The sequence below is a fragment of the Paraburkholderia humisilvae genome (assembly GCF_902859855.1).
Classification (GTDB): domain Bacteria; phylum Pseudomonadota; class Gammaproteobacteria; order Burkholderiales; family Burkholderiaceae; genus Paraburkholderia; species Paraburkholderia humisilvae.
Genome location: NZ_CADIKH010000114.1, coordinates 1 through 10,305, shown reverse-complemented (window position 1 = coordinate 10,305; position 10,305 = coordinate 1). Strand labels below are relative to the sequence as shown.

Below are 10,305 nucleotides of genomic sequence, written 5' to 3'. Positions count from 1 at the left end.
GGTGAGCGCACGATTGAGGGTGGACTGCAGCGCCTCGCCATGCGCCTGCTGATCGCGTGCGAGCCGGGTCGTGGCCGTCGCTTCTGCGACGAGCCGCGCGTTGTCCCGGTTCAACTGTGTGATCTCGTTCTGCCGGACGATGGCCGTCTGGTTCGCCTGACGTAGCTCAGCCTGCACCTGCTGGACCTGCTGCTCATGTCGGTGCGCTTCCTGTTCGCGCTGCTCGCGCGCGGCCGTGCGGAAGTGCTCAAGGGCATCGCGCGCATGCACGAGCTTGGCCTCAAGCGACAGGCGGAAGCCTTCCTGCTCGGCAAGGCGCTCGGTCTGGTCGCCTACCTGCTGGGTGAGCCGCTCGACGTCCAGGTCGCGCTGATGCAGTGCCACGCGAGTCCCGGCGTGCGCCTCCTGCTCCGCGGAAAGGGCAGCGGTCGCGCCAGAGAGTAGCTCCCGCGCCGTGGCCAGCTCGGCGCCGAGCCTTGCGATTTCGGACTGCGCCTGCTGGCGCTGCGCGGCCGCAGCGGCGGCCTGCTGTTCGACGAGGGCTTGTGCTTCTTCGTGCAGGCGGGCCGCGAGCCGGGCCGCCAGATCCTGGATCGCGTCCGAGAGCGACCCGGCGCGTGTGAGTGAGGCGCCCTCATCTTCCTCCAGTTCCTTCAGGTACCGGTGGATCGTGGTTTTCGAGCCCGTGTTGCCGAGCGCGATACGTATCGCGTCGATCGATGTGTGCTGCCCCTGCGCGAGCAACGCGTCGCGGGCGCGCTTTACGTCCATGCGTGTAAGACCGGTGCGGGCCATCTGCTTCTTCGCTCGAATATCGTACTGTATTACGTACCATGTATATACGTATCACTGCATGCGGTCAAGAGCGGCCTGATGTGGGCATTACTGGCCTGCGATAAAGGCGGATTATCCAGTGTGACGGTCCGAATCCGGCTTGTTCCGCCGCACAACCGGTACGAAATATGGAAATTGACGATCTCCGGGGGATTGCTGGTCAAATTGGGATGTCGCAACCCGGAGCGTGGACCACAAGCGTTTGATGTGTATAATTCAATTGTTTTATACACATTTACGAGGCGCGCCATGCGTACCAATATCGAGATCGACGACCGGTTGATGGCCGAAGCGCTTGCCGCAACGGGCATCCGGACCAAACGTGAAGCGGTCGAGCTTGGCCTGAAAACGATCATCCGGCTCAAGCAGCAGGAGCAGATTCGCCAGTTCCGCGGCAAATTACCGTGGGAAGGCGACCTGGATGCAATGAGGCGCGACCAGTGATACTCGTCGATTCAAGCGTGTGGATCGACTACTTCCGGGGGCTGGCTTCACCCCAAGCCAGCCGACTGGATGCCCTGCTGGGCCGGGAGGTGCTGGTCACCGGCGACCTGATCGTCGCCGAGGTGCTACAGGGATTTGCCGCCGAGTCGGCGTTCAATACTGCCCGGCAGCTGATGACGACGCGATTCGATGTCGTCTCGCTGGTAGGGCCGGATAACGCCATTCAGGCGGCCCGGAATTACCGCATCTTGCGAGCGCAGGGCGTAACGATCCGCAAAACCATCGATACGCTGATCGCGACGTGGTGCATTGAAAACGGTGCGCCGCTGCTCTTCAGCGACCGGGATTTCGATCCGTTCGTCGAGCACCTCGGTCTTCAGTCTGCAATGCGCGACGACTAACGTGCCGGTGACAGCAAACAGCAAGAAACGATACGGAATACGAATTCACCACCGGTTTCAGGCCAACTGGAGCTGGATATCTTCTCCGGGCGTGCGGACCTGATAGCCCATTGCCCGGTAGCCGCGCTGGCGTTTCTCCCACATGCGCTGCAACACCGGATGGCCGCCATCCACATAATCGATCACCCGTACGCCGGTCTTGCCCGCATGCTCGCGGTGCAGCCGGCCGGCGTACTGCTGCAGCGTGCCCCTCCACGCAACCGGCATGGCCAGCACCAGCGTGTCCAGCGCCGGATGGTCGAAGCCTTCACCTACGAGCCTGCCAGTCGCCAGCACCACGCGGGGCGTGTCACCGGCCAGCGCGTCAAGGGCAGCCAGCTGTGCCACCCGCGCTTTCCGGCCGAGGCGACCGTGCAGCACGAACAGCGGTTGTACCGTGTCTTGCAGCATCTGCTGCAGGCTTTCGAGATGGTCCGTCCGCTCGGTGAGAACCAGCACGTTCCGCCCCTGCCCGTACAGTTCACGTACAGCCGCCGCGATCATCTGCGTGCGCGGGGTGTCCTGCGCGAGCTGAGCGAACACCGCCTGGATTGGCGCGTCGGCCGCGACGTCCACTGCGGAGGTGAGCCTTTGCGGGAAGACCTCAAGCACCTGCGGCGCGCCAGCGGGCGATTTCGCCGCATGCCGGATCGCTCCACACAGCATGAACATCACCGGTTGCTGGCTGTCGCGCCGCACCGGCGTCGCCGTCAGGCCGAGCACGTAGCGTGCATTGACGCCCTTTAGCACGGCCTCGAAGGAATCCGCGGAGATGTGATGACATTCATCGACGATGACATGGCCGTAACGCCGCAACAGCTCGCCGCGAGCACCATCGGGTGCCACGGATTGCAGCATCGCGACATCGATCCGGCCCGTCGCCTTCGACTTGCCGCCGCCGATCGTGCCGATCTCGCGCGCGTCGAGTGCGAGAAACGACTGCAGGCGCTCGCGCCACTGGTCAAGCAGCTCCCGGCGGTGCACAAGCACGAGCGTGTTGACGCCTCGCTGCGCGATCATCGCGGCCGCCGTCACGGTCTTGCCGAACGCCGTCGGCGCATGCAGGATGCCGGTGTCGTGTCGCAGCAAGTCGGTGACGGCCGCTTGCTGGTCATCGCGCAACGTGCCGGCAAACGGAACTGCAAGCGGCTCGCCGGTGCAGCGGTCGTCGCGGACGTCGCAGGCGATGTCGTTATCGCGCAGTAGCGTCATGACGTCGTCAAGGCATCCGCGCGGCAATGCAATGTGGCGCGGGCAGTTCTCGGCGCGCCCAATGATGCGTGGCTTGTCCCATACGCTGAAGCCGCGCGCCTGGGCCCGGTAGAACTCCGGATTCTGGAAGGCGGCCAGCCGGATGAGCCGGTTGAGCAGTGCCTGCGGAAGCTGCGCCTTTTCAAGATAAAGCTGGTTCGCGAGCGTCAGTGTGAGCGACGCCGGCATCGTTCCGGCCAGCCGCTTCGGCTGCGCGGGTGCTGGCTTCCACGGTTCGGCCTGGTCCTCCTCGGAGATGAACGCGACGTCGAGCGGGTGCGCACCGCCCGTGGCGCGAAAGATCACCCCCTCGATGTCCCGGCCGTCCATGGTTTGCACGGACGCGAGATACGACCACTGGTCAGCGTACGGCTGAAAGCCGTCATCGACAAACACGCTCCAGCCATGTTCGCGTGGCTGCTTCTGCAGCGGCAGGGCGATGAGGTTACCGAAGCCGCCTTTGGGCAGCACATCCTGGTTCGGGAAGAGCCGGTCATAGGACGTCAGTTCGAGCTGACGGGTCCGGGTACAGGTGTGGCTGATGATGGCTGAGCCCATCCGTCGCGCGTCACGTGCAGCAACGGCCGACGAGAAGAAGATCCACGCGTGAGCGCCGTTGCCTGAACGCGAGATTTCGAGCGATACGGGCACGTCCATCTCGAGGCAGGATTGCCGGAATGCCTGCGCATCTTCACGCCAGCCTTCCTCGTCGAAGTCGACAGCGAGCAGGTAGCAGGTGCCGTCCGGCATTAGTGGATAGAGGCCCACTGTGCGATCGCCGGCCAGGTGCGTATAGACGACCTGGTCGTCCAGCGTCAGCAGTACACGATGCCCGCAGTCGGCACACCGGATGCGGGGCTTTTCGCAGATCCCGGCGCGCCATTCGTTGGCGCACGCCGGCGCGTAGCCGGATTTTCCGGAGTTGCGGCTTTCCCAGCGTAGCGGATAGACATCCGTGCGGCCGCGAAACAGCCGCCGGAAAAGTTGTACCTTCTGCTCAGGCGAAAGTACGGGGGCGCCCGTGCTTCGCACTGCTGGCGATGGCGTGCTCCGGGTCACCCGCACGGGCTTTGCCTGCGCCGGCAGCAAGGCGGTGAGCCGCGCGATTTCGGCCTGCAGGCGGGTGAGTTCCGCGAGCAGTTCCTCGCGCGTGGAATTTTCCCAGTCTGCCTGTAGCACATTGCCTTCGTTCATTGCTTCACCGGCCGAAACCCTGGCTCCCATCGAGCACGCCGGCTGGCGCACACGTTCGTTGTTGCATATCATCGTCTCCGATACAGATCACCTGATTTTACCCACGAGCCATGTCTGCCATCGATCGCTACGTCGAAGCCGCGACGCGCGAAAACACCAGGCGCAGTTACCAGTCGTCGCTCCGGCATTTCGAGGTTGAATGGGGCGGTTTTCTGCCCGCGAGCGCTGACATGATCGCGCGGTACCTTGCGGATCACGCAGAAACCCTGTCTATCAATACCCTGCGCTCGCGGCTTGCAGCGCTCGCGCAATGGCATCAGACGCAGGGTTTTCCGGATCCGACGAAGGCACCGCATGTACGCAAGGTTCTCAGAGGCATCGTTGCGCTGCATCCCGCAACCGAGAAGCGGGCGAAGCCCATGCAGCTCGCGCAGCTCGAAAAGCTCACAGCCTGGCTCGATGAGCAGATCGCCAGGGAAGCAGACGAGCGCGAGCGCCTCGCGTGCATTCGCAACCGGGCCCTGGTGCTGCTGGGCTTCTGGCGCGGCTTTCGCTCCGACGAACTCAGTCGGCTGCGGATCGAGCACGTAGCCGTTGAGGCGGGCCGCGGCATGACACTGTACCTGCCGCGCACGAAAGGCGACCGCGCGCAGCTGGGCACGACCTTCAAGGCCCCGGCGCTTTCACGCCTGTGTCCGGTGACGGCTTACGAGGCGTGGATTGCGGCGGCCGGCCTGACGGAGGGGCCCGTGTTCCGGGGCATTGACCGCTGGGGAAACATCAGCGACGAGGGACTGCATGCGGGCAGCTTCGTGCCGCTGTTGCGTGCGCTTTTCCAGGCGGCAGGCCTGGCCGCGCCGGACAGCTACAGCAGCCATTCGCTACGGCGGGGCTTCGCAACGTGGGCCAACTCGAACGGCTGGGATCTGAAAATGCTGATGCAGTACGTGGGCTGGAAAGACGTGCGTTCGGCGATGCGCTACATCGACGCCGCCGATCCGTTCGCGCAACACCGCATCGAATCGGCACTTGCAACGCCAGGCACGGCCGTGCAGGAACGACCCGTCATCGCATTGCCTGCAGCATAGTTGCTGGATCGGGGCGTCACTCCACGCTCCTCTGACGGATACGTACCGGGGGAGATTCGCTTTCAGCTCAATCGCGATCCGGGCCTGCCATATCTTCATGACGGAGCGCTTCGAGCGGGCGCAGTGCATCACGGATCGATAAAAGCCCGGCGACAAAGTGATCGATCTGGTCGAGCACATCCTCGATTTGTTCGACAATCGACGCGTCCCGGGTTGTTGCCGCGAAGCTCGCACCGTTGACGAGCGCATGCGCCATACCGTGCAGGCGCAGCAGATCGTCCCGCAGGCCTTCCGGATCGTTAAGGCCCGTGCGCAGTTCGTCGAGCGTATCTACCGCATCGAGCACCCGCGTCGTGTCATAGCGCGACTGCAGCCCTTCCAGTGCGGCGGCATCAACTTCACCGTACGGCGTGGTGGTCACCGCGGCTCTTGCACTCATCCAGCGTTACCTCATTTCGTCGTGAGGCCGGGCCGCCCGGCCAAACAGGGCATCGTTGATCCAGCTTTCGGGCGGACGTTCCAGATGCAGCCGGTAGCGCCCGAAGCGGCGAATGTTGTGCGTCGCATACGGGCTCACGAATTCAATGTCCTCGGTGCGGACCTTCTCGCCCTCGGCCACCATGTCGCGCAGGGCTCGCATCATGTCCACCGTGTTTTGCAGGATCACGGCCGATGCGATGAGGTCATTGTAGCGTAGCCGTTTTTGCTGCTCTTCCGGCTCATTCTCCGCGATCACATCGCCGCCGAACGACAGCCATTTCGCGAAGCCGTTGTACGACTCGATCTTGTTGGTGTTTGCCGTCACGTCCTGGCGCAGTTCCCGGCTGCCGATCCACTCGAGCAGAAAGACCGTGCGTACGACGTTGCCGAGTTCGCGTGCAGCGAGATACAGGCGGTTCTTGCGGCTCTCGGACCCAAGGCGGCGCAGCAGCAACGGCGAAGAGATCGTGCCCGCCTGGATCGACACCGCCACCTGCATGAGCTCCTGCCAGTGCCGTTCGATCAGCACCCAGTCGATGGTCGCCGTGAAAAGCCTGTCGATATGCCTGTACTTCGCGTCGCTGTGCGGGCGGTACAACACGAGATCTTTCCAGTTGCGGATTCTGGGCATCAGCTTGATGCCGAGCAGATGGGTGAACGCAAACACGGCGGCCGATTGTCCCTGCGTATCCGCATGCACGGTGTCGGCCTTGACGGACAGGCCGGCCTTGAGCAGCCCTTCGATTACATAGATCGCTTCCCAGACGCCCGGCGGGATGAAATGCCGGAATACCGCGATATAGTTGTCGGCGACATGGCGGTAGGCGACCGCACCCATTTTCCGGTAGCGGAAGTGATAGCCGGCCAGCAGGTTGTTGTCGTAGAAGTCGTACTGCGTGCCGTCGGCCGCTACCGTCTTGCCGTCGCCCCAGTGCTTTGGCAGATCGAGCCGCAGGTATAGCTCGATCAACTCGCGCTGCGCGGCCTCGAGCCTGTCCAGATTCATATGCCGACGGTTCACGAATGACAGCATGTGCGCCGTCACGTCGGTATCGAGATGGCGTGCCGCCTGGGTCGGACCCAGGTTGCAGCCCATCGCGAAAATCGTCAGCAAATACCGCTCGGCCGCCTTGCGTATCTGCGGATCGATCCCGGACAACGGTCCGAAGTGCCGGGTAAAATGCGTCCAGTGTTCGATGTTCGCGAGAATGTCGAGCACATTGCGGGTCGGCAGACGCGCATTGATCCGCTCCTGCAAGGCGATCGCACTGGCCGGAATTTCCCGGGCAATGGTCTTGCGCAGGATCGGCTCGCCTTTCTGGTCGATCGTGACATGTTCGCGCTTGCGCGGATACTCGTCGTCAAGCTTGCGCGCCGCGTCGGTCAACCACTGCCGCAGTTGGGCAACGAATTCGCTGCCCGTTTCCGGCAGGCCGACCTTCGCGCAGTAGTCGGGCAACTGCTGCTCACACTGTCGCCACGGCAGCAGGTGGTCGCGATAGTCGGCGTAGGCATCAGACCCGGACACGCACAGGTCGCCGACGCGCAGTTCCTCCGCCATGTACGAGAACACGCACAGCTCAAGATAGCGCCGGTTGGTCGGCGCCCCTTCACCGTGGGAGCGCCGCACAAGCTTGCGCCAGCGCGCCGCTGCGAAACTCAGGTCCACATCGGCATCGATCCATTCGCGGTGTAACGTTTCGTTCTCCAGTACAACACCGAGCGCATCGAGTAGCGTGCGTACCTGGCTCGTGGAATCCCATTCGAGCGTGCGGGCGAGACGCATGAGGACCGAACGGTGCGCCCGGAAATACTTCCAGAGCAGCGGCAGGTGATTGCGGCCGCTGAATGCACGGATCTCGGCACAGCTCTCACGCAGCGGTTCGAGGTCGCCTTTCGGTGCAAGCCACTTTCGGATGGACTGCGCAATCGTCCTCTCGTCGGACTCGTCAGAAAGAATGTCGACGACGCCATCGAGCAGGACCACGAGATCCTCGACCTTGTCACGCTGCCTGCGCTGAACGATCTCCAGTTCGTCGCTCGCGCGCTTGTGGATCGCACCCATACGTCGCACGAACATGTCGGCGAGATCGTCGCGGGCACGCACGCGCATGCGATTAAGCAGCGCCACGATCAATGTGTAGCGTTTCTCGGGAAGGGTGTCTTTCCGGAGGGCGGACGCGTCGAGTGACATCGCCTGCATGGCCAGTGAGCGCAGCTTTGATGCCGGGACGCCGGCGAGCGCAATGGTGAAGTCGCCGATCTCGTCGAGCCAGGCAATCTGGTCAATCAGCAGGTCCAAATGCTGCCGCGATGGCTGCCTCGCGTGGCGCTTGATGCGGTTGTAGTCGGTCTGCCGGCTCGACAGGTCGCGGGCCAGCAGACGGTCCAGATTGTTCTTCTGTTCATCGGTCAGGCGTCGTGCGACCCGCCGGAAAAGCCGCGCCTGGGTCTTTGCATGGATCTGCTCGGTAATGCGGTCCAGCGTCGAGAAAGCCGGTAGTTCGATATCCTGCGCGATCAGTTCATCGATCGTGGCATTGATGATGTCGACCGGCTGGTCCATGGACAGCGCAGCCGTATGTGCGGCGCGCGTCGCAATCGTGCCCGCGTCGGTGCCGTAGTACGGCTTGACACCGAGGTGCTCGCGCACTGCGGCGTAATGCCGGAACAGCGTCGGCGATACCTGCGTGTCATATCCGAAGCGTACTGCGGGACCGATATTTGCCACCGCGCGCACGTGTTCGACGACCGCCACCGGGATGCTGTCGAGCGACGGGAAATGATGCATCTGCTGGAAGACTTTCAGGAGCACCAGCAGACCCAGCCGGGGGCGCTCGCCCCGGGACGACCGCCGCGCCCATTCCAGTTCATCGGGCAGGGGTGTGTAGCAGGCTTGCAGGTCCCGCGTGGCAAGGACCTTGGGAAAACGCGGATAGGCAGTACGTTCGATGGTGGCCATGCGAGTCGTCCTGATCGCAGCGGGCCGCTCAGATTAGCCGAAGAAAATCCGGTCGTTACCAGGTCAATTCGAAATGATTCCGCGCGTTTATATAACCCCAAAGCTTATGATAGGAATTTACGCTTACCTTGCCGCTACCCCAACAAACCTTCATACTGGCTCAGGAAGCCCAGACCAATGGTGGCGCCCAGACTGGCGATCGCGGGAAAGCAGCTCGCACAGCCCATCGCCGACACGATGCTGCCAAGCAGACCGGCCTTATCGGCCAGGCGCGTGACGAATGACATTGCAGTACCTCCGTAACTTCAGTGCTTGACCGACGACGGATAGCCCGCGTCCGCAGTGGCCCTGGTCAACGCCTGGACATTGGTCTTGCCGTCGTCGAACGTTACGATGGCTTCCCTCTGTTCGAAACGCACATCCGTTTTTTCGACGCCGGCAACTTGGGACAGCGCGTGTTTGACCGTGATCGGGCAGGCGGCGCACGTCATGCCTGGCACAGACAGCGTGACCGTCTGCGTCGCTGCCCAGACCGGGACCGCGAGGACGGCGACCACGAGCGCAGCAAGTAGCTTTTTCATGATGAACTCCAGGTTCAATAGAACAGAGGCAGTACGTAGGGGAAACCGAGCGCGACCAGCACCAACGCGACCACGATCCAGAAGATGAGCTTGTACGCGCCGCGCACCTGTGGAGTCGCGCACACCTCGCCGGGCACGCACGCTGCGGCCGGCCGGAAGATGCGCCGTCCGGCGAAGAACAGCGCCACCAGCGCGGCGCCGATGAAAACCGGCCGGTAGGGTTCGAGCAAAGTCAGGTTACCGATCCAGGCGCCGCTCACGCCCAGCGCGACGAGCACCAGCGGCCCGAGACAGCAAGTCGACGCGAGGATCGCGGCCAGTCCGCCGACGGCAAGTGCGCCGCGCCCTTTCTGCTGTTCCGCCATACGCTTGCCCTTCCGAATATCCACTGAGTAGCGTAACCTTACTTCCGTACCTATGTACGGAGTCAAGCGGTATGGAAAACGGTAGCGAAAGCCTGACCATTGGCGCCTTCGCGAAGGCCGCCGGGGTCAATGTGGAGACGATCCGGTTCTATCAGCGCAAGGGCCTGCTGCTCGAGCCGGAGAAGCCATACGGCAGCATTCGCCGCTACGGCGCAACGGACGTCACGCGGGTGCGGTTCGTCAAATCGGCGCAGCGGCTCGGCTTCAGCCTCGACGAAATCGCGGACCTGCTGAAACTGGAGGATGGGACGCATTGTGGTGAGGCGAGCAGCGTCGCGGAGCACAAGCTGCGGGACATACAGGACAAGCTCGCCGATCTCCAGCGCATGGAGAACGTGTTGACTCAACTAGTGTGCGCGTGCCACTCGCGTAGGGGCAACGTGTCATGTCCGCTGATTGCCTCATTGCAGCGAGGTGAAGAATCGCGGGACGCCGGCGCGGTGTAAGGGGCATTCGACCTTAACGTACGCAAAAGTCCGTTTATTGAGGGCACCCCATGACGACCCCACCCGTCTCACCGAACGATGAGCCGGCCCTGCTGGCCGACATCGCCGCGCTGCGCGCTCGCGGCACCGATACTCGCGAGCTGTACCGCGAAGCCTGCGC

General features: G+C 63.2%; 11 protein-coding genes. 4 read left to right on the top strand and 7 right to left on the bottom strand.

The window, feature by feature from the left end:
* On the bottom strand, positions 1-795 hold a 795-nt coding region (locus tag HV796_RS38230), incomplete at its 3' end, for a DNA-binding protein (protein WP_175233005.1).
* Positions 796-873: 78 nt separating this feature from the next.
* On the opposite strand from HV796_RS38230, the gene HV796_RS44710 reads away from it, so the two are divergent.
* Both HV796_RS44710 and vapC read left to right on the top strand, forming a co-directional pair.
* Positions 874-1,278 (top strand): type II toxin-antitoxin system VapB family antitoxin, encoded by a 405-nt coding sequence (locus tag HV796_RS44710; RefSeq protein WP_246356297.1) that lies wholly within the window; start codon positions 874-876, stop codon positions 1,276-1,278.
* Positions 1,239-1,679: a type II toxin-antitoxin system VapC family toxin gene (vapC, locus tag HV796_RS38220; RefSeq protein ID WP_337588045.1), complete on the top strand. Its 441-nt coding sequence runs from the start codon at positions 1,239-1,241 to the stop codon at positions 1,677-1,679. The genes HV796_RS44710 and vapC overlap by 40 nt, the downstream gene beginning before the upstream one ends.
* A 57-nt stretch (positions 1,680-1,736) precedes the next feature.
* On the opposite strand, the gene HV796_RS38215 is transcribed toward vapC, so the two are convergent.
* Positions 1,737-4,163, bottom strand: coding sequence for a TOTE conflict system archaeo-eukaryotic primase domain-containing protein (locus HV796_RS38215; protein ID WP_175233004.1), 2,427 nt, complete (start codon positions 4,161-4,163; stop codon positions 1,737-1,739).
* A gap of 110 nt (positions 4,164-4,273) precedes the next feature.
* On the opposite strand from HV796_RS38215, the gene HV796_RS38210 reads away from it, so the two are divergent.
* On the top strand, positions 4,274-5,251 hold the full coding sequence (locus tag HV796_RS38210) for a site-specific integrase (RefSeq protein ID WP_246356296.1): 978 nt from the start codon (positions 4,274-4,276) through the stop codon (positions 5,249-5,251).
* Between the two features lie 67 nt (positions 5,252-5,318).
* Here the strand turns inward: HV796_RS38210 and tnpC are convergent, their stop codons facing one another.
* The 5 genes from tnpC to merT all read right to left on the bottom strand — a co-directional run bounded on the left by tnpC (position 5,319) and on the right by merT (position 9,639).
* Positions 5,319-5,690, bottom strand: a complete 372-nt coding sequence (tnpC, locus tag HV796_RS38205) for a Tn3 family transposase post-transcriptional regulator TnpC (RefSeq protein ID WP_175233003.1) — start codon at positions 5,688-5,690, stop codon at positions 5,319-5,321.
* A gap of 6 nt (positions 5,691-5,696) precedes the next feature.
* Entirely contained in the window at positions 5,697-8,693 is a 2,997-nt protein-coding gene (locus HV796_RS38200) for a Tn3 family transposase (RefSeq protein ID WP_175233002.1), read from the bottom strand.
* Positions 8,694-8,827: 134 nt separating this feature from the next.
* Positions 8,828-8,980, bottom strand: a complete 153-nt coding sequence (locus HV796_RS38195) for a MerC family mercury resistance protein (protein WP_425497111.1) — start codon at positions 8,978-8,980, stop codon at positions 8,828-8,830.
* An 18-nt stretch (positions 8,981-8,998) separates the two neighbouring features.
* The gene (merP, locus tag HV796_RS38190) at positions 8,999-9,274 is read right to left on the bottom strand and encodes a mercury resistance system periplasmic binding protein MerP (RefSeq protein WP_175233001.1); all 276 of its coding nucleotides are present in this window, start codon (positions 9,272-9,274) and stop codon (positions 8,999-9,001) included.
* 14 nt (positions 9,275-9,288) lie between these two features.
* On the bottom strand, positions 9,289-9,639 hold the full coding sequence (gene merT, locus HV796_RS38185) for a mercuric ion transporter MerT (RefSeq protein ID WP_175233000.1): 351 nt from the start codon (positions 9,637-9,639) through the stop codon (positions 9,289-9,291).
* A gap of 71 nt (positions 9,640-9,710) precedes the next feature.
* Between merT and merR the strand changes: the two genes are divergently transcribed.
* Complete coding sequence (merR, locus tag HV796_RS38180) at positions 9,711-10,145, top strand: mercury resistance transcriptional regulator MerR (RefSeq protein WP_175232999.1); 435 nt, start codon at positions 9,711-9,713, stop codon at positions 10,143-10,145.
* Positions 10,146-10,305 lie beyond the last annotated feature (160 nt).

Excerpts from the sequence above, each read along its gene's own strand:
- merR (WP_175232999.1), top strand. The coding sequence starts at position 9,711 with ATGGAAAACGGTAGCGAAAGCCTGACCATTGGCGCCTTCGCGAAGGCC.
- merT (WP_175233000.1), bottom strand. The coding sequence starts at position 9,639 with ATGGCGGAACAGCAGAAAGGGCGCGGCGCACTTGCCGTCGGCGGACTG.
- tnpC (WP_175233003.1), bottom strand. The coding sequence starts at position 5,690 with ATGAGTGCAAGAGCCGCGGTGACCACCACGCCGTACGGTGAAGTTGAT.
- HV796_RS38200 (WP_175233002.1), bottom strand. The coding sequence starts at position 8,693 with ATGGCCACCATCGAACGTACTGCCTATCCGCGTTTTCCCAAGGTCCTT.
- merP (WP_175233001.1), bottom strand. The coding sequence starts at position 9,274 with ATGAAAAAGCTACTTGCTGCGCTCGTGGTCGCCGTCCTCGCGGTCCCG.
- HV796_RS38210 (WP_246356296.1), top strand. The coding sequence starts at position 4,274 with ATGTCTGCCATCGATCGCTACGTCGAAGCCGCGACGCGCGAAAACACC.
- HV796_RS38215 (WP_175233004.1), bottom strand. The coding sequence starts at position 4,163 with ATGAACGAAGGCAATGTGCTACAGGCAGACTGGGAAAATTCCACGCGC.
- HV796_RS38195 (WP_425497111.1), bottom strand. The coding sequence starts at position 8,980 with ATGTCATTCGTCACGCGCCTGGCCGATAAGGCCGGTCTGCTTGGCAGC.
- HV796_RS44710 (WP_246356297.1), top strand. The coding sequence starts at position 874 with ATGTGGGCATTACTGGCCTGCGATAAAGGCGGATTATCCAGTGTGACG.